Source organism: Puniceibacterium sediminis (assembly GCF_900188035.1).
Classification (GTDB): domain Bacteria; phylum Pseudomonadota; class Alphaproteobacteria; order Rhodobacterales; family Rhodobacteraceae; genus Puniceibacterium; species Puniceibacterium sediminis.
This window is the reverse complement of the sequence record NZ_FZNN01000002.1, coordinates 279,655-296,698: the sequence shown is the minus strand read 5'-3', so window position 1 is coordinate 296,698 and position 17,044 is coordinate 279,655. Positions and strand designations below refer to the sequence as shown.

The window sequence follows — 17,044 nt, the reverse complement described above, 5'->3', positions numbered from 1 at the left end:
AGCAGGGAAAGGTTTGAGGAACGGCTTTCTCCTCAGACCTTTCCGGCCCCTTCCCCAAGCAACTTGCCACTGGCCACCCACCATAGCGGCTGCGCGGCTGACAAAGCTTTCCTTGCCGCCTCTGCGGCGCCGGTTCCGGGCGCAAACAGCGCAAAGCATGTAGCGCCGGATCCGGACATGCCGTGGAAAAGCGCACCGGCATCAGACAATGCCCCCAGAACCGTTGCGATTTCAGGCTGTACCGAAGTGGCTGCCGCCGTCAGATCGTTACGCTGCCCCTTCAGCCAGTCTGCCAGCGCCTGAGCTGAACCCCACGCGGGCAATTCTGCCGCCATCGCCGGATTGTCGCGATTCCGAAGCGCCCGGAACACCTGCGGCGTGGACAAGCCCACGCCGGGATTGACCAGCACGACCTCGCACTCAGGCAGCCCCTCCACCGGGGTCAGCACTTCTCCGACGCCCTGCAGCCGCTGCGGTACGGGACATAGGCACACGGGGACATCCGCACCCAGCGCCAGCACATCCTGCGGCACCGGCACACCCCACAGGAATGACAGCGCCCGCAAAGCCGCCGCCGCATCTGACGACCCGCCGCCAATTCCGGACGATGCCGGAAGCCGTTTGGTCAATGTGATACGCGCACCCCGCCCGGAGGCCAGAAACCGCGCCGCCCGCAGCACCAGATTGCTGCCGTCCGTCGGCACACCAGCGGCCATCGGCCCATCCACCGTAAGGCTCAGATCCCCAGCCGCCTCGGCACGCACCGTGTCGCCGATATCGGCAAACACCACCAACGAATCCAGCAGATGATAGCCATCCGCCCGCTGCCCGGTCACGTGCAGTGTCAGATTGATCTTGGCCGGGGCGAAGGCCTCAGTTGCCATCCGTTTCCGTCACGGCACTCAGCGGCGGCGATCCCTCTTCGGACAACAGCTGATCAAGGCCGACCTCGAGCTTGCGACGGATGCGCACGGGGTCTGCTTCCTCGGTCATCTGCTCAAAGTCCACAAAGGACAGCGCCCGGCGCCACTGGAAGCGCGCCTCGAGCTTGCGGCCCACCGCCCAGTAGACATCACCCAGATGATCATTCACCACCGGATCCACCGCCATCAACTCGGCCGCGTGCTCCATGTGCCCGACAGAATCCTCGTAGCGGCCCAGCCGGAACAACGCCCATCCCAGAGAGTCGACGATATAGCCCTGATCCGGCTGCGCGGCCACCGCGCGTTCGATCATCGCCAAAGCCTCGTCCAGCTTTTCCTTTTTTTCGACCAGCGAATAGCCCAGATAGTTCAATACCTGCGGCTGCTCTGGATTCAGCTCCAGCGCCTTGCGGAAATCCGATTCGGATGCGTCCCAGTTGCTGAGCCGTTCGTTGGCGATGCCCCGGGCATAATACAGGAACCATTGCGCCTGATCGGGCGAATCGAAGGTGTCTATCGCCGCCGTATAGGACGTGACTGCCTCGTCATAGCGTTCAAGCAGACGCATGACGTCGCCTAGGGTGGACTGCACCACCGCCAAGTGGCCGTGGGTTTCGGCCAGTTGCTCCAGCACCTCGACAGCGGCATCCACTTTGCCGCTCTGGCGCAGTGCGTTGGCGCGGCCCAGCTCTGCCGCGTAATAAGTCGGGATATCGCGCGGCACCTTCTTGAAAGCCTGCACCGCCAGATCGTACTGCCCCAGCTTTTCCAACAATTCCGCAGACAGCATGAGCGCATCGATATGATCCGGGCGCACGTACTCCGCCACACGCACATACATCAGCGTGAAATCGTCATTCTGTTCGTTGGAAAGTGCCCCGGCCAGCGTATAGAACACCTCGGCCAGGCCGTCGCGGGCGCTGCGCACATGGGAAAATGGCAGTGTCTCGCCTGCCGCAAGTTTGCCGCGCATCTCTTCCAGTCCGGGGTCGATGTCCGGGCCAAAAGCGTCTTCGATCAACGTCACAGCATCGTTGTTGCGCTCCAACTGGCTCAGGATCTCGGCCCGCGCCATCACCGCGCGGCGGGTCATTTGCATGCCGCCTGCTGCGTTGCTGGCAAAGATCGCCTCGGCCCCTTCGAAATCACCGACCGAGGCCAGCGCCAGCGCCTTGTGATAGGCGGCAAAGGCGCCCAGCCCGTCCGATTTTGCCACTTCATCGAACTGAACGAGCGCCGCGCTCATATCGCCCTGACCCAACTCGGCCCAGGCTCTGGCCAGCCCGTCAACCAGCGGACCAACGCCCTTGTTGTCAGAGACCTGTTTGATGATGTCGGTGTAATCTTCGGCTTTGGCATAGCCCGCCATCTGCGCCATATAAGCGATCTGGCTGGCCAGCCCCTGCTCGCTCATCCGGTCAGCGAAGGCCACAGCGCGTTCAAAATCGCCCAGCGAGATGTTCGACAGAACCGCGCGTTCCAGCATCTCTCCATTGGCCGGATCAAAGAGGATCGCCTTGCCGTAGTAATCGGCCGCCGCCTTGTAATCACCGGAATACGTTGCCTGCCGGGCGGCCAGATAACCACCGGCCAGACTGTTCGCCGACCCTGCTGCAGGAAACCCCAGTGCGATTGCCAGAACTGCGCCCTGCAGTATGTGATATGCCCTATTGCTCAACTGCCTCACTCCGCGATGAATTCTGTTCTGGCGAACGTATCGTTTGTGCCAGTGTCGCGCAATGCAGGGCACCCCGCTGGATGTTCACAGTTTAGAACACCGGGACGGCGGGGCATTGCAATCCCGGCCGCCCCCTGCCCGCTTTTAGTTTATTGAAAACAGGTTGGGACGGCACCAAAGATCACATATTCGGATAGTTCGGCCCGTCCCCGCCCTGCGGTACGGTCCAATGGATATTCTGGCTCGGGTCCTTGATGTCGCAGGTCTTGCAGTGCACGCAGTTCTGAAAATTGATGACGAACCGCGCCTCTTTGCCCTCTTCACGCACCACCTCGTAGACGCCCGCCGGGCAATAACGCTGCGCCGGTTCGTCATACTTGGGCAGGTTCACGTCGATCGGAACCGACGGGTCCATCAATTTCAGGTGCGCAGGCTGGCTTTCCTCATGGTTGGTTGCGCTGAAGGCCACATTCGTCAGCCTGTCAAAAGACAGTTTCCCATCGGGTTTGGGATAGTCGATGACCTTGAAATCCTTGGCAAGGCCCGTCGCCTCGGCGTCATTCTTGCCATGTTTCACCGTACCCAGAAGCGAAAAGCCCAGCGTATTGGTCCACATGTCGAACCCGCCCACCGCCAGCGATGCCGCAAGGCCGAACTTTGACCAAAGCGGCTTCACGTTGCGCACCTTGGACAGGTCCTTGCCGATGGCACCGTTGCGCACCTCGGTCTCGTAGGCTGTCAGTTCGTCGCCCGCGCGATCCGCCTTGATGGCGTCAAAGGCCGCCTCTGCCGCCGCCTTGCCCGACAGCATCGCGTTGTGGTTGCCCTTGATGCGCGGCACGTTGACCATTCCGACGGAACAACCCAGCAGCGCCACGCCGGGCGCGACCATCTTGGGCATCGACTGATATCCGCCTTCGGAAATTGCCCGTGCGCCATAGGCAACGCGCTTGCCGCCCTTAAGAAGCTCGGCCACCATCGGGTGATGCTTGAACCGCTGGAACTCCATGTAGGGGTAGAGATGCGGGTTCTGATAGTTCAGATGGACCACGAAACCGACATAGACCTGATTGTTCTCAAGGTGATAGATGAACGATCCGCCCCCGGCATTGCTGCCAAGCGGCCAGCCCATCGTGTGCGTCACTGACCCCAGCTTGTGCTTGGCCGGGTCGATTTCCCAGATTTCCTTCATGCCAAGGCCGAATTTCTGCGGGTCCTTGCCCTCGCTCAGGCTGTATTTGTTGATCACCTCTTTGCTCAGTGATCCGCGCACGCCTTCACCCAGGAAAACATACTTGCCGTGCAACTCCATCCCCGGCTCATAGCCATCGCCCGGCGTGCCGTCGGGGTTGCGGCCAAACTCACCAGCGACAACACCCTTAACCTCGCCATTGTCGCCATAAACGATCTCGGAACAGCTCATTCCGGGGAAAATCTCGACTCCCAGTTCTTCGGCCTGTTCCGCCATCCAGCGACAGACATTGCCCATGGAAACGATGTAGTTTCCGTGGTTATTCATTAGCGGCGGCATCGGGAAATTCGGAATCCGAAGCTGTCCGGCTTCGCCCAGCATATAAAAATTGTCGTCCTTGACTGGAACGTTCAGCGGCGCGCCCTTTGCCTTCCAGTCCGGAATCAGCGCATCAAGGCCGACAGGATCCAGCACAGCGCCCGACAGGATGTGCGCGCCAACCTCAGACCCTTTTTCCAGAACCACGACATTCAGGTCCGCATCAAGCTGCTTCAGCCGGATCGCCGCAGACAGGCCCGCTGGCCCGGCACCGACGATCACCACATCATATTCCATCGCTTCGCGCGTGACTTCGCTCATGTCGCTTCCTTTGCACAAGGGCTGCCCGAGGGGCTGTCCCGACAACAATATTTCGCCATGACCTAACGCGGCAGCGCGGCATAGGTCAATTGTGACACGACGTTTCATCTTATGGATGGGGGCAGATGTCGGCCAATTCAGGTATTTGCGGCACGGTTCTGCGCTTTCCTGCCCCATGACGCTGCACGGACCTTGCAAAAGGGGTACCGCTCGGTTCAATCTTGCAACGCTGCCGGACACATGCCAGTGAGATTGGCCAGTGACCTCTATAACTCGAAACTGGCCCGCCCTGCAGGCCGCACCCAAGTGCCGGAAAGACTATGGAAAAAATACCGATGACCCGCGCGGGGCATACCGCGCTCGAAACCGAATTGAAGACACTCAAGTCGATTGAGCGTCCCGCCATCATTCGCGCCATCGCCGAGGCACGCGAACATGGTGACCTGTCCGAGAATGCTGAATATCATTCGGCCCGCGAAAAACAGTCCTTCATCGAAGGCCGTGTCAAGGAACTCGAGGGCATCATCGGCTTGGCCGAAGTCATCGATCCCAAGAAACTGTCCGGGTCGATCAAGTTCGGCGCGACCGTGACTCTGGTTGACGAAGACACGGACGAGGAAAAGACCTGGCAGATCGTCGGTGAGCAGGAGGCCAATATCGAAAAGGGTCTGCTCAACATCCGCTCGCCCATCGCCCGTGCCCTGATCGGCAAGGAAGAGGGCGACAGCGTCGAGGTGAAGACACCCGGCGGCGTCAAATCCTACGAAGTGCTCAAGATCGCCTATATCTGACGGATTGCAGCCGATGGTCGATAGTAACGATGCACGCAAGACGCCCCTGGGTCTTTACGACCGCCGGGAACGTGGTGGCGTGACTGGGGTAGAACTGACGGCCTTCGCGCTCACCGTCGTCTGGCTGCTGCTGTCCGGTGGATATTTCATGCTTGCTGCGGGCGAAGGTATGGATGGAGTCCTCTATCTGCTGACGCTGCTGACACTGTTCCTGCCGGTCGCCATGATCTGGGTCGCAGCAACCACCATCCGCGCCGCCCGCGTCATGCGCGACGACAGCGCCCGCCTGCAAAGCGCGATCGACGCCATCCGCCAAGCCTATCTTGCCCAGGCGCAGGCCCAGTCAGGTAAACCGGATGCGGCCAACCAGATCATCTCGAAAAAGCTCGATGAGATTGTGGCGGCGCAGAAGAAAAGCGAAACCGCGCTCGCGATGTTCACTTCGACCCGGGTGCCGCATCCCAACACCGCGCCCAGTGATCAGTATTCGGCCTCCACGGGCAGCGACCAGCCTGCCCTTGCCCTCGGCACGCCGGCAGATGACCTAAGCCCGCCGATTTCGAACGCAGACCTCATCCGCGCGCTGAACTTTCCCGATACCGCAGAAGATCAGGCCGGATTCACCGCCCTGCGGCGGGCACTCAAAGACCGGCAGTCTGCGCAACTGGTGCAGGCCTCTCAGGATGTCCTCACTCTGCTCAGCCAGGACGGCATCTACATGGACGACCTGCGCCCCGATATGGCCCGCCCTGAAATATGGCGCCGCTTCGCCAGCGGCGACCGTGGCCGCACCATCGCCGCTCTGGGTGGCATCCGCGACCGGACAAGCCTTGCGCTCACCTCCGGGCGGATGAAGCAGGATCCGATCTTCCGCGACGCTGCGCACCACTTTCTGCGGCTGTTCGACAAAAGCTTTGCCAAATTTGAACCCGGTGCAAGCGACGCCGAGATCTCGGATTACGCCAATACCCGTACCGCCCGTGCCTTCATGCTGCTGGGCCGGGTGGCCGGCACCTTCGACTAGCCTCGCCGCCGATACAACGGTCAGGCAACGGGCTCAGGCCGCAGCACGCACCAGAAACCAGCGCGCGCGGCACGCGCGCTCCGCTGAATCAGGCCCGGCTCACAGCCCGAAGGATCCGAACGGAATATACCGCACCACGTCGCCTGGCCGGATTTCCTGTGCATCGTCGCCGATTTCGACCAGACCTTCGGCCCAGCTCAGCCCCGATATCCGCCCGGACCCCTCCGAAGCAAAGACCTCAACCCGGCCCGCCCGGACCCGGGCGCGCAGATACTCCCGCCGTCCCGGCTTTTTGCGCTTGCTGAACGCGGCAGGCAGGTCATAGCCCTGCGGCGCGGTCCACCCCGCGCCCGACAGGATTCCCATCGCAGGCCGCGCAAAAACCAGCGCACAGACCAGCGCCGCCACCGGATTGCCGGGTAGTCCGAACACCGGCACCCCGTCCCAGACCCCCAGCGCAAGTGGCCGCCCGGGCTTCAGCGCGATGCGCCATTCCTGCAGCGCCCCCGATTCGCGCAGCAACGCCGAAACATGATCCTCGTCCCCCGCAGACGCCCCGCCCGAGGTCAGGATGACATCTGCGGTCCGCGCCGCCTGATTTAGCGTCTCGCGGAGTGCGCTCCGGTCATCCGCCACCCGGCCCATGTCCACGCCGACATAGCCACAGCGCTCTGCCATCTGCAAAAGCATTGGCCGGTTCGCGTCGTAAATCTGCCCTGGTCCCGCATCAGCACCGGCCTCAACCAACTCGTCCCCGGTTGAAATCACGGCGACCCGAAGTTGCGCGAAAACCGGCAGCTTCCCATGCCCCACCGCCGCCGCGAGCGCCAGATCCGCAGGCGTCAGAACCCGCCCAGCCGCCAGCGCCAGCGCGCCCTGCGCGACATCCTCGCCCGCGCGCCGGGTATTGGCCCCGCGCTTCAGCGGCCCGTGAAAGGCGATTTCCCTGTCCCCGGCCGCAACATCCTCGTCCAGCACCACGGTATTGACGCCCTGCGGCAAATCGGCCCCGGTTAGCACTCGCACTGCACTGCCCTTGGGCACAACTCCGCCGTAAGGGCACCCAGCTGCCGACCGACCATCGACAGTGATCAGCCTCTGCGGCCCTGCCCCAAGATCCGAACCATCAAAGCCCCAGCCATCCACCGCCGTATTCGGATGCGGCGGGTTCGCGCGCAGCGCCGACATGTCGTCGGCCAACACGCGCCCACCGGCCTGCATCAAGGACACCGCTTCGCGGGAAACTACAGGCCGGAGCCGTTCCTGCAGCAGTGCCAGCGCCTCATCCACTGGCGTCCAGTCCACACCGGCCGGCAGGGCAAAACAGTCATTGCGCAGCGGTGGCGGCTGCAATTCCGGGCCCGCATCGGGCAAGGAGGTTAAGCGCGCTTCATGCCCCAGCCCAAGGATCCAGCCCTCTTCCGGCGCGTTCACCGACAGCATCTCGTCCAGCAGTTCGGGTGTCAGCGCCGAGATACCCCGTGCCAGCATCTCGACCTGATGGGCATCCTTGATAACCCCCTCGGGGGACGCTGAAACAGTCAGTGATGGCCAGACCTCGACCAGCGCAATCTCGCGCTCCAGCGATTCGAACGGCCACACAGCAAGCTGCCCCGCAAAGGCACGCCTCAGGCGGGCCAGAACGGGTAACCCCATGAAAATCTGGCTGCCCACCGCCCCGGCACCAGCCATTTGCCAGCAGGTAAAAGCCCCTTTGGCCCGCATCTCTGCCTGTCGGCGGTCGGGGAACGGGTTGTGATAATCCGACTTGGTTCGCGGCAGGCCGTCAATATCGCGCGGCAGACCATTGAACCAGAACGGCCCCCGTCCTTCGAATTGACGATTTATTTCGCCAGCAAGGTCGAAGCGGTTGTTCGCCTTGGGCGCGTCTTCGATCCGCGCCTCGAACCAATCCCAAAGCAGCAGCGGATCCGCGCTGCCCGTCAAAGCCGCCGCAAACCCTTCTGGATAGCCGAAAGGAAAATCGAACGCCGCCAGCACCCGCCGCCCCGCGCTCAGTTCGGACTCGAACACCTTGTGCAGCCAGTCCTCGGCAACCTGCCGGTTGCGCAGATAAACCGGAGCTGCCGCCGACCCGCCGCGCGCCACGCAAGCCCATATCGCATCCTTCTTCGGCGCGGCACCCCGATCATTGCCGCCAGACCAGTCGACCACCACAACGGTGTCGAAACGGCTCACAGGCCCACCTCCTCCAGTATGAAATCCGCAATCGCGCTGGTGTCGTCCAGATCGAACACAGGCCGGTCGCTCTCCAACTGCGTATCGCTGGCAATCGCCCTGATCGTGGGGTCGCCGGGCGCGATCAGCGGCTGGCCGGTCTCTGCCCGGTGCGCCTCGATCTTGGGGTGGCGGTCACGCTTGTAACCCTCGACGAGGACAAGATCGACCGGCGCCAGTCGGTGCAGCAGATCCTCGAGCGTCAGTTCGTCCCCGCCGCGCAATTCGGTCATCAGCGCGACCCGGTTGCGCGACGACAGCAGCACCTCCTGCGCGCCCGCAACCCGGTGACGGTGGCTGTCCTTGCCCGGATGATCCACGTCGAATGAATGATGCGCATGCTTCACGGTCGAAACGGAAAAACCGCGCGCTGTGATCTCGGACACCAGCCGCTCCATCAACCCGGTCTTGCCCGCATTCTTCCAGCCGGTCACACCATAAAGCCTCATGTCAGCATGGCCTCTGCCCGCGCCAGATCCTCGGGCGTGTTGACGTTGAAGAAGGGGTCGAACCCGTCCACGGGGAACACCGCCTCGCGCCCGCCATGCCGATCAGTCCATTGAACGACCTTGCGCACACCATCGCCCAACGCCGCACGCAGATCATCGCGCAGGGACACAGGCCAGAGGCCGAAGGTCGGATGCCGCACCTGCCCCCGTTCCGGATCGGGCGTCGCGGCCAGCACCAGCGGTGCCTCCATGCCTTCGGACGCGAGCAGCAGGCGCGGCACCAGATCACAGGGAAAGAAAGGCGTGTCAGCGGCCATTGTGACGATGCTTTCGGCCCCGCGTTCGGCAGCCCAGTCAAGTCCCGCAAGAACACCGGCCAGCGGCCCGGGATAGCCCGCGACGGAATCCGGTAGAATGGGCAGATCCAAGTCCGCAAACCGGTCCGGCACGCCATTGGCATTGAGGGCGAGGCCTGCAACCTGTGGCTCGGCCCGCGCGATCACATGCGCCAGCAACGTCTGACCACCAAGCTCCAAAAGCCCCTTGTCGCCCCCACCCATGCGCCGCGCCTGTCCACCGGCCAAAATAACACCCAAAGGCTGTTTCATGCCGCAAACCCCGCAACTTTCGCCCAAGAAAATTCAGAATTTTCTTGGCAAATTTCTTCCAAAGAAATTTGGTCCCCGCTCATGCTTTCGCCCCCTTGCGCCCGGCCTTGCGTGCTTCTTCGGGCACCGTCTCCGGGTCCACGTCGCGCACCAGACGATCCTCACCGCTCAGACAGACAAATCGTCGGCCGCGCATACGGCCAATGCAGGTCAGTCCGACCTGCCGTGCAATCTCGACCCCCCAGGCGGTGAAACCGGACCGTGACGCTAGGACGGGAATCCCCATCAGCGCGGTCTTGATCACCATTTCCGAGGTCAGTCGCCCGGTCGTATACAAAATCTTGTCCTCTGCCCCGACCCCGTGCTTGAACATCCAGCCCGCGATCTTGTCGACCGCATTGTGGCGGCCCACATCTTCCATATACACCAGCGGCTGGTCGCCCTGACACAATACCGTGCCATGGATCGCCCCCGCCTCAAGGTACAGCGACGGCGTTGTGTTGATCTTCGCCGCCAGCGCATAAAGCCAGGACGTGCGCAGTTCAACGGGCGGCAGGCGCACCTGATCCAACCCTTCCATCATGTCGCCAAAGACCGTGCCCACCGCGCAGCCGCTGGTGCGGGTCTTCTTCTTTACCTTCTCCTCAAAGGTGGTCTGCGACGCCGTGCGTACGACAACCACTTCAAGGTCCTCGTCATACTCGACTCCGGTCACGGCATCGCCGTCCTTCAGCATCCCCTGATTGCGCAGAAACCCAAGCGCGAGGTATTCCGGGTAGTCCCCGATCGTCATCGCCGTCACGATTTCCTGAGAGTTGAGGAAGATCGTCAGCGGCCGCTCTTCGACCACGGACAGCGTGATTTCTGCTCCGGTCTGATCGGTTCCGGTGACCGCGCGGGTCAGGCGCAGCGCTGCTGGATTGGGCGCGATCAGATAATCGGCAAGGTCTTTAGGCTGGGGCAATTGCATCTTTCCCGGTGGTTGGATAGGGCAGGATTCATCTGGATCAGGGGACAGTCATGGCGGGTGGACGGGCAATGTCAAGCTACGCACGGGGGCTTCGGGACGGCTTGCCGTTTCTGCTCATGGTCTTACCCTTCGGGATGCTTTTCGGCGTCGTCGCGACCGAAGCAGGACTGAGCCTGACGGAAACCGTTTCTTTCAGCGTCGTCGTCATCGCCGGTGCCGCACAGTTCACGGCGCTGAGCTTGATGAACGAACATGCGCCCACAGCCGTGGTACTGGCCTCTGCATTGGCCGTGAACCTGCGCATGGCGATGTATTCCGCGTCGCTCACGCCGCACCTTGGCGCCACGCCTCTCTGGCAACGGGCGCTTATCTCGTACTTTCTGGTGGATCAGACCTATGCGGGTTCGATGCTTGAATTCGAAAAGCGCCCGAACCTGAGCATCTCGGAAAAGGCGGCATATTTCTTTGGCCTCGCCACCCCTGTCTGCCCGCCGTGGTATTTTGCCACCCTGCTGGGTGCCTGGCTGGGCGCGGCCATCCCGACCGAACTGGGGCTCGACTTTGCGGTGCCGGTTGCCTTTCTGGCTATGATCGCCCCGATGCTGCGCACCCCGGCGCACAAAGTCGCCGCCGTCACAGCCGCCTGCTTTGCGCTCGGCTTCGCGTGGCTGCCTTATAATCTGGGACTGATCGTCGGCGGCGTTAGCGGCATGATGGCCGGCGCACGCGCCGAGATCTACTTTGAGGCGAGGCGCAAGACATGATCGACACCACCACCCTCTGGACCGTGATTCTGGGCCTCGGCTTCGGCAGCTTTGCCCTGCGCTTTGTCTTTCTCGGATTTATCGGCAACCGCGCGCTGCCTGCATGGCTGCTCCGCCATCTGCGCTATACGGCAGTGGCCGTTCTGCCCGCACTGATCGCGCCGCTTATCCTGTGGCCTGCTGCCAATGGTGGCCAGCCGGAACCAACGCGGCTTGTTGCAGCGGCTGTGACCTTTGGCGTCGGGTATTTTACCAAGAACGTGATCGCAGCGATGGTCTCGGGTGCGCTCGTGCTGATCGCCGGTGGCTACCTGCTCAACTGATTTTGATTTCGTGTCTGTGCGGCGACACGCGCCTCTTCCTGTGCTGCGTTGAACTGCTCTATCGCCACGCGCTTGTCGTCATCGTCGTCTTCATAAAGCACGCGGGTCGTGACATCCGGAAGCCGACCGAACTGCTTGGCAAGGCCGTTGGGAAAGAACGTCGTGCGAATGCCCTCGAATCCCGGCAGATCATTCAGGATCGAAGAGGTGCTTTGCGCGCAGTACATCTGCCCCACAGGACCCCGTGCCTGCACAAGCTCCAGAGCCTTTTCGGCAACAGCAGCGGATACCGCAACCTCTTGAATCACCACGTGATAGGTGGTTCGCGCGTGGGCGCTTTCATAGAATTTTTCGATCCGGGGGGTGATTCCGTAAAGGACGTCACGCACCTCGGGTACTGCCGAATGTCGCACGGACCCGGCGGGGTCGAATATCACCCGTTGCGATGCATTGACCATGATGCTGGAATGTGCGCCCGCACCGGAACTGTTGCTGACCATTGTAAACAGGGTCAGCGACGGCGGCCCGTCATGGCGATAGACCGACCGCGCCACCACATCAGGCGCAGCGTCGATAGGGGAGGTATTCGAGGCACATCCGGCCAAGGCAAAGCCGGCCCCGAGGACCAGCACACAGGCACGCAGCCGCATAATAGAACTCCCGAAAAGCAGGACGCCTTCAGGCCTCAGGCGTTGAAGATCGCCAGCAGCACAACCAAACAAATGATCACGACGACCGACTTGGTCACAAAGCTTATGAACCCGGAAAAGACCTGTTCCTGTGCAGTGATATCCATGCTGCCGTGCTTATGTTCTGCCATTTTCGAGATTCCCGACTGTTACGCATTTGCCGTTGGTTACCGCATTTAATGGCCCCTGTCACGATGCATGTCCTGCGCATTCTGACGCGGGTTGCTACTAAACAAAGGTTCACAGGCAGCCCTACGGGCAGGATCGCCTTTCGGAGCTTTACATTGATCTAACGCAGATGCTGCAGCGGGAAAGCGCAGCGCCTCAGGAATCAGACTGCCTGAAACACCCAGGCCCCGTCTTCGCGAAGGCTCCGCTCGGCCCGCCCCTCGTGCCAGAGGTGCAGGCAATGTGCCATCGCCTCGACCAGCGCCAGTCCGTATTCGGCCTCACCGATCCGGCGCTTGAACAGCGGCGCAAAACATTCGCCCGCGGACATCGGCGTTACCAGATGTTTTTCAAGCCGCCCCAGCGCCCCGTGATGGTTGTCGATCAGCTGGCGCATGCGCAGGGGCAGGCCGGTAAAGGGCAACTTGTGCCCCCCCAGCACCAACTGATCCGGCCGCGCCAGCACCGACAGCCGCTCGCAAGCCTCTAGCCAGTCTGCCACCGGGTCCGCCTCGGGCTCGGTCGCGTAGGCGCCGATGTTGGAACTTATCGACGGCAGGATCTGATCGCCCGCCAGCACGAGGTTGTCATCGCGGGACCAGAGTGTGGCATGTTCGGGCGAATGGCCGTTGCCCATATGCACCTCCCAGTCGCGGCCGCCTATGCGGATCGCATCCCCCTGCCGGATCCGGGTAAATCCCAGCGGCATCGGATAGACCACATCGGCAAAATTGAAGGGCCGCTCATCCGCCCGCGCGGACAGAATCGCGGCGTCCATTCCGCAGCGGCGCCAATAGGTCATCGTCTCTTCGGTCGGGCGGTTCTGCACATCCAGGGTCAACATGCGCGCAAACAGCCAGGCGGTGCGCGTGGTGATCAACTCGGCCCCGTGATGTTTCTGGAACCAGCCCGCCATGCCCATGTGATCAGGGTGATGATGCGTCACCAGAACCCGCCGCACCGGGCGGCCCTGCAACGGCCCGGCCATCAGGGATTCCCAAATCTGCACGGTGCGCGTCGAATAGAACCCGGTGTCGATCACGGTCCAGCTGTCGCCCTCGTCCAGCGCGTAGACGTTGACATGATCCAGCTTCATCGGCAGGGGCAGGCGCAGCCACAGCACACCGGGCGCGACCTCGATCGCCTCGCCCTCTCCCGGGACTTCATCCCAGGGATAGTGAATATGGCCTGTCGCCCCGTCCATCAATCTGATCTGTCCATCACGCTGCCAGATCGTCGGCGCTGACGGCATAAAGATCCTCGGCCCCGGCGCGCGCATGTACCAGCAAGCCCTGATGTTCAGGCAGCAGCCGCAGGATATAGAATCGGGCAAGCCGCGCGCGGGCGCCATCTGGATCGGCCATTGCGGCGCGCAGGTGGAAATGCGCCCCCAGAACCCGGGCAAAGGCACGCAGGAACGGAACCGCCCCGGCAAAGCGCGTGCTCATGTCACCCTGGGCGACCAGCCATTCTACGGCTTCGCGCAACGTCTCGGCGGCATTCCAGACCGGCATGGCCAGATCCGGCAGCCTGGCCTTGGCCGCTTCGGTCTCGGCTTCGATTTCGTCCAGCAGTCCAAAGGCCGCCTCGCCGCCGTCCATCATCTTGCGCGCCACAAGGTCCATCGACTGAATACCGTTGGTGCCTTCGTAAATCGCCGTGACACGCACATCTCGGCTGTACTGCGCAGCGCCGGTTTCTTCGATAAAGCCCATGCCGCCATGCACCTGCACCCCCATGTCCGAAACGGAAATCCCGGTGTCGGTGCCAAAGGCTTTGGTGATCGGAGTGAGCAGCGCGGCACGGGCGGCCCATTCGCCCTCTCCCGTCGCCTTGGCCATGTCGATGGCCACACCGCAGGACAGGGCGATGGCGCGGGCGGCAAAAATCTCGGCCTTCATCGTGGCGAGCATGCGGCGCACATCCGCATGGTCGACGATGGCACCCGACGTGCCCTTTGCGGGGGGTTTGCCCTGCTTGCGGTCTGTCGCATAGGCCAGCGCGTGTTGATACGCACCCTCGGCCACGCCGATGCCCTGCCCGCCGACACCCAGACGCGCGTTGTTCATCATCGTGAACATGCACTTCATCCCGCCATGTTCGGGTCCGACCAGCCAGCCGGTCGCCCCGCTGTATTCCATCACCGCCGTGGGCGATCCGTGCAGGCCCATCTTGTGTTCAAGGCTGACCACACGCAGATCGTTCGCCTTGCCGGGTGCGCCGTTGGCATCGGGCAGGTACTTGGGAACAAGGAACAAGGAAATCCCCTTGGTTCCCTCGACCGCGCCGGGCAGACGCGCCAGCACCAGATGGCAAACATTTTCGGTGAAATCGTTGTCACCCCAGGAGATAAAGATCTTCTGCCCGCTAATGGCATAGGATCCGTCCCCGTTCGGCTCGGCCTTGGAGCGCAGCGCACCGACATCGGAGCCCGCCTGCGGTTCGGTCAGGTTCATCGTCCCGGCCCATTCGCCGGTGATCAGCTTTGGCAGATACAGCGCCTTGATCGCGTCACTGGCGTGATGTTCCAGCGCCTCGATCTGGCCCTGCGTCATCAGCGGGTTCAACTGCAGCGACAGGCAGGCCGAAGCCATCATTTCGTTCACAGCCGTCGTCACCGCCATCGGCAGCCCCATGCCGCCATGATCGGGGCTCGCGGCAATCGCGACCCAACCGCCCTCAGCAATGGCACGGTAGCCATCGGAAAATCCGGGCGAACTGCGCACCACCCCGTTTTCGAGCGTGGCAGGATGCAGGTCTCCGGCACGTTGCAGCGGGGCAAGCACCTCTTCGCACATCCGACCTGCCTCGGTCAGGATCGCGTCGACCACATCCGGCGTGGCCTCTGCAAAGGTTTCGGTCGTGGTGACTTGTTTCAAATTCACAATGTGATCGAACAAAAAACGGTAGTCCGAAATGGGCGCGCGATAAGGCATTCGTTTCTCCAATCCGTCCGGCACGGCAATTGCTAAATGGCGTTGCCGTCAGAGCCATGACTTTTTTGGAAGAGTGACCCCACAGCGGCAGGGCTTCAACCGAAACGCGGCGTCACAGTCCTGTCCGGAGTCATGCCCGCCCGCCTTCGGAGGACAGGGCCAGCGGCGATACACCGATGGATTTCAGCGCGGCCTCCCATTTGTCGGCGTCCGCGACATTAAACACGAGGTCGGGCGTGGCATCGCAGATCAGCCATCCATTTTGCGCCAACTCGCCCTCAAGCTGCCCGGGACCCCAGCCGGCATAGCCAAGCAGCATCAGCCGCGTGATGGGCCCCGCTCCCTGTGCAATGCTTTCCAGCACATCAAGAGTCGCCGTCATATGGAACCGCTCATCGACCTCAAGCGTCGCCACAACCGATTCGTAATCCGGTGAATGCAACACAAAACCGCGCCCGATCTCGACCGGGCCACCGTAATGAACCTGCTGGCCCTCCACATCCGCGACCGGTTCTATCGACAACTGTTCCAGCAGCATGCGCAGGCTCACATCCGCAGTCGGTTTGTTCACGATCAGGCCCATTGCGCCCTCATCAGAATGGGCACACAGGAAAATGACCGCCTGATCAAAGCGTGGATCGGCCATGCCGGGCATGGCAATCAGCATCTTGCCAGTCAGTTCGGTCGGATCGAGCTGGGACATGTCGCTGCCTTGTTACCTGCGGGTCAGAGTTCAACATGTACCGCCGGGTCCGGTGGCGCAAGGGTGCGCCTTTAGACACGCACACAGATGTCTCGCCGGAACGTGACTTTTCATTTCAGCGGATAATCGCCATGTCGGTGTCATGAAACATGCCCTTTCCGCCTTGCTCTGCGCCCTGCTTCTGCCCGTCCCGGCCTTTGCCCAGGACGTGGACAACATTGTCAGGGCCGAACTGCGCCCCGGCTGGCGGCAGGCGGACGGCAGCCATGTGGCGGCTTTGCACCTGACCCTTGCCCCGGGATGGAAAACCTACTGGCGCAGCCCCGGCGACGCCGGAATCCCCCCGGAATTCAGTTGGCAGGGATCGGACAACGTATCTGCCGTTGGAGTGAACTGGCCAACGCCCAAGGTGTTCTATCAAAGCGGCATGCGCTCGGTCGGCTACGCGCATGAGGTGGTGCTGCCGCTGCGAGTGACTGGCAGGACCTCAGGCACAGACATGCGGTTACACGGTGTTGTCGAGCTTGGTGTCTGCAGCGATATCTGCGTGCCTCAGACGGTTGAAGTTAACGCCCTCCTGCCCGCCGCTGCTGACAAACCCGATCCCATGATCGCGGGCGCGCTCGCGGATATGCCGTTTTCGCGGGCCGAGGCATCAGTGAAATCAGTCCGCTGCACGGTTGGCGCGGACGACCGCGGCATGACCCTGCGGACCGAGATCGACATGCCCCGCGGCAAGACGGACGAGGAAACCGTCATCGAAACCTCGAACCCGCTGCTCTGGATCGCCGAGCCAAAGACACACCGCGCGGCCAACGGCAACCTGATCAGCGAAACCCGTCTGGCCCATGTCGAGGGGAGCGCCTTTGCGCTGGATCGCTCCGGCCTTCGGATTACCGTGCTAAGCATGGGACACGCGGTCGATATCATCGGGTGCGACGGCTGAGCG

Annotated in this window: 17 protein-coding genes; 5 read left to right on the top strand and 12 right to left on the bottom strand. The window is 62.3% G+C overall.

What is annotated here, in order from left to right; translation table 11 throughout:
• Positions 1–32 precede the first annotated feature (32 nt).
• The 3 genes from CHB75_RS04070 to CHB75_RS04060 form a co-directional block, all read right to left on the bottom strand.
• Positions 33–884: a 4-(cytidine 5'-diphospho)-2-C-methyl-D-erythritol kinase gene (locus CHB75_RS04070; RefSeq protein ID WP_089269237.1), complete on the bottom strand. Its 852-nt coding sequence runs from the start codon at positions 882–884 to the stop codon at positions 33–35.
• Positions 874–2,601, bottom strand: coding sequence for a tetratricopeptide repeat protein (locus CHB75_RS04065; protein ID WP_089269236.1), 1,728 nt, complete (start codon positions 2,599–2,601; stop codon positions 874–876). The genes CHB75_RS04070 and CHB75_RS04065 overlap by 11 nt, the downstream gene beginning before the upstream one ends.
• Before the next feature lie 181 nt (positions 2,602–2,782).
• Positions 2,783–4,432, bottom strand: a complete 1,650-nt coding sequence (locus CHB75_RS04060) for an electron transfer flavoprotein-ubiquinone oxidoreductase (protein WP_089269235.1) — start codon at positions 4,430–4,432, stop codon at positions 2,783–2,785.
• Between the two features lie 320 nt (positions 4,433–4,752).
• Here CHB75_RS04060 and greA point away from each other — a divergent pair, with 320 nt between their 5' ends.
• Positions 4,753–5,223 (top strand): transcription elongation factor GreA, encoded by a 471-nt coding sequence (gene greA, locus CHB75_RS04055; RefSeq protein WP_089269234.1) that lies wholly within the window; start codon positions 4,753–4,755, stop codon positions 5,221–5,223.
• A gap of 13 nt (positions 5,224–5,236) precedes the next feature.
• Positions 5,237–6,247, top strand: a complete 1,011-nt coding sequence (locus tag CHB75_RS04050) for a hypothetical protein (protein ID WP_089269233.1) — start codon at positions 5,237–5,239, stop codon at positions 6,245–6,247.
• A gap of 99 nt (positions 6,248–6,346) precedes the next feature.
• On the opposite strand, the gene CHB75_RS04045 is transcribed toward CHB75_RS04050, so the two are convergent.
• The 4 genes from CHB75_RS04045 to CHB75_RS04030 all read right to left on the bottom strand — a co-directional run bounded on the left by CHB75_RS04045 (position 6,347) and on the right by CHB75_RS04030 (position 10,512).
• The gene (locus CHB75_RS04045; protein WP_089269232.1) at positions 6,347–8,446 is read right to left on the bottom strand and encodes a molybdopterin-binding protein; all 2,100 of its coding nucleotides are present in this window, start codon (positions 8,444–8,446) and stop codon (positions 6,347–6,349) included.
• Positions 8,443–8,934, bottom strand: a complete 492-nt coding sequence (gene mobB / locus CHB75_RS04040; protein ID WP_089269231.1) for a molybdopterin-guanine dinucleotide biosynthesis protein B — start codon at positions 8,932–8,934, stop codon at positions 8,443–8,445. Before mobB ends, CHB75_RS04045 begins: the two co-directional genes overlap by 4 nt.
• Positions 8,931–9,542, bottom strand: a complete 612-nt coding sequence (gene mobA, locus CHB75_RS04035) for a molybdenum cofactor guanylyltransferase MobA (protein ID WP_089269230.1) — start codon at positions 9,540–9,542, stop codon at positions 8,931–8,933. Before mobA ends, mobB begins: the two co-directional genes overlap by 4 nt.
• Positions 9,543–9,621: 79 nt before the next feature.
• Entirely contained in the window at positions 9,622–10,512 is an 891-nt protein-coding gene (locus CHB75_RS04030; RefSeq protein ID WP_089269229.1) for a formate dehydrogenase accessory sulfurtransferase FdhD, read from the bottom strand.
• 50 nt (positions 10,513–10,562) lie between these two features.
• Between CHB75_RS04030 and CHB75_RS04025 the strand changes: the two genes are divergently transcribed.
• Both CHB75_RS04025 and CHB75_RS04020 read left to right on the top strand, forming a co-directional pair.
• Positions 10,563–11,276, top strand: a complete 714-nt coding sequence (locus CHB75_RS04025) for an AzlC family ABC transporter permease (protein ID WP_089269228.1) — start codon at positions 10,563–10,565, stop codon at positions 11,274–11,276.
• The gene (locus CHB75_RS04020; RefSeq protein WP_089269227.1) at positions 11,273–11,599 is read left to right on the top strand and encodes an AzlD domain-containing protein; all 327 of its coding nucleotides are present in this window, start codon (positions 11,273–11,275) and stop codon (positions 11,597–11,599) included. The genes CHB75_RS04025 and CHB75_RS04020 overlap by 4 nt, the downstream gene beginning before the upstream one ends.
• Here CHB75_RS04020 and CHB75_RS04015 read toward each other — a convergent pair.
• The 5 genes from CHB75_RS04015 to CHB75_RS03995 form a co-directional block, all read right to left on the bottom strand.
• A complete protein-coding gene (locus CHB75_RS04015) occupies positions 11,584–12,249 on the bottom strand; it encodes a hypothetical protein (RefSeq protein ID WP_089269226.1) in 666 nt (221 codons plus the stop codon). The genes CHB75_RS04020 and CHB75_RS04015 overlap by 16 nt on opposite strands.
• Positions 12,250–12,284: 35 nt before the next feature.
• The gene (locus tag CHB75_RS04010) at positions 12,285–12,419 is read right to left on the bottom strand and encodes an aa3-type cytochrome c oxidase subunit IV (RefSeq protein WP_089269225.1); all 135 of its coding nucleotides are present in this window, start codon (positions 12,417–12,419) and stop codon (positions 12,285–12,287) included.
• 200 nt (positions 12,420–12,619) lie between these two features.
• A complete protein-coding gene (locus tag CHB75_RS04005) occupies positions 12,620–13,660 on the bottom strand; it encodes an MBL fold metallo-hydrolase (protein WP_089269322.1) in 1,041 nt (346 codons plus the stop codon).
• Positions 13,661–13,676: 16 nt separating this feature from the next.
• Positions 13,677–15,392 carry an acyl-CoA dehydrogenase family protein gene (locus CHB75_RS04000; protein WP_089269224.1) on the bottom strand — a complete coding sequence of 572 codons (1,716 nt, stop codon included), beginning with the start codon at positions 15,390–15,392 and terminating at the stop codon, positions 13,677–13,679.
• 130 nt (positions 15,393–15,522) lie between these two features.
• Positions 15,523–16,095, bottom strand: coding sequence for a YqgE/AlgH family protein (locus CHB75_RS03995; protein WP_089269223.1), 573 nt, complete (start codon positions 16,093–16,095; stop codon positions 15,523–15,525).
• 142 nt (positions 16,096–16,237) lie between these two features.
• On the opposite strand from CHB75_RS03995, the gene CHB75_RS03990 reads away from it, so the two are divergent.
• Positions 16,238–17,041, top strand: coding sequence for a protein-disulfide reductase DsbD domain-containing protein (locus tag CHB75_RS03990; protein ID WP_089269222.1), 804 nt, complete (start codon positions 16,238–16,240; stop codon positions 17,039–17,041).
• Positions 17,042–17,044 lie beyond the last annotated feature (3 nt).

Bases quoted from the DNA above. Each gene is read 5' to 3' on its own strand.
- CHB75_RS04070 (WP_089269237.1), bottom strand. From the start codon at position 884: ATGGCAACTGAGGCCTTCGCCCCGGCCAAGATCAATCTGACACTGCAC.
- CHB75_RS04060 (WP_089269235.1), bottom strand. From the start codon at position 4,432: ATGAGCGAAGTCACGCGCGAAGCGATGGAATATGATGTGGTGATCGTC.
- greA (WP_089269234.1), top strand. From the start codon at position 4,753: ATGGAAAAAATACCGATGACCCGCGCGGGGCATACCGCGCTCGAAACC.
- CHB75_RS04050 (WP_089269233.1), top strand. From the start codon at position 5,237: ATGGTCGATAGTAACGATGCACGCAAGACGCCCCTGGGTCTTTACGAC.
- mobB (WP_089269231.1), bottom strand. From the start codon at position 8,934: ATGAGGCTTTATGGTGTGACCGGCTGGAAGAATGCGGGCAAGACCGGG.
- mobA (WP_089269230.1), bottom strand. From the start codon at position 9,542: ATGAAACAGCCTTTGGGTGTTATTTTGGCCGGTGGACAGGCGCGGCGC.
- CHB75_RS04030 (WP_089269229.1), bottom strand. From the start codon at position 10,512: ATGCAATTGCCCCAGCCTAAAGACCTTGCCGATTATCTGATCGCGCCC.
- CHB75_RS04025 (WP_089269228.1), top strand. From the start codon at position 10,563: ATGGCGGGTGGACGGGCAATGTCAAGCTACGCACGGGGGCTTCGGGAC.
- CHB75_RS04020 (WP_089269227.1), top strand. From the start codon at position 11,273: ATGATCGACACCACCACCCTCTGGACCGTGATTCTGGGCCTCGGCTTC.
- CHB75_RS04015 (WP_089269226.1), bottom strand. From the start codon at position 12,249: ATGCGGCTGCGTGCCTGTGTGCTGGTCCTCGGGGCCGGCTTTGCCTTG.
- CHB75_RS04010 (WP_089269225.1), bottom strand. From the start codon at position 12,419: ATGGCAGAACATAAGCACGGCAGCATGGATATCACTGCACAGGAACAG.
- CHB75_RS04005 (WP_089269322.1), bottom strand. From the start codon at position 13,660: ATGGACGGGGCGACAGGCCATATTCACTATCCCTGGGATGAAGTCCCG.
- CHB75_RS04000 (WP_089269224.1), bottom strand. From the start codon at position 15,392: ATGCCTTATCGCGCGCCCATTTCGGACTACCGTTTTTTGTTCGATCAC.
- CHB75_RS03995 (WP_089269223.1), bottom strand. From the start codon at position 16,095: ATGTCCCAGCTCGATCCGACCGAACTGACTGGCAAGATGCTGATTGCC.
- CHB75_RS03990 (WP_089269222.1), top strand. From the start codon at position 16,238: ATGAAACATGCCCTTTCCGCCTTGCTCTGCGCCCTGCTTCTGCCCGTC.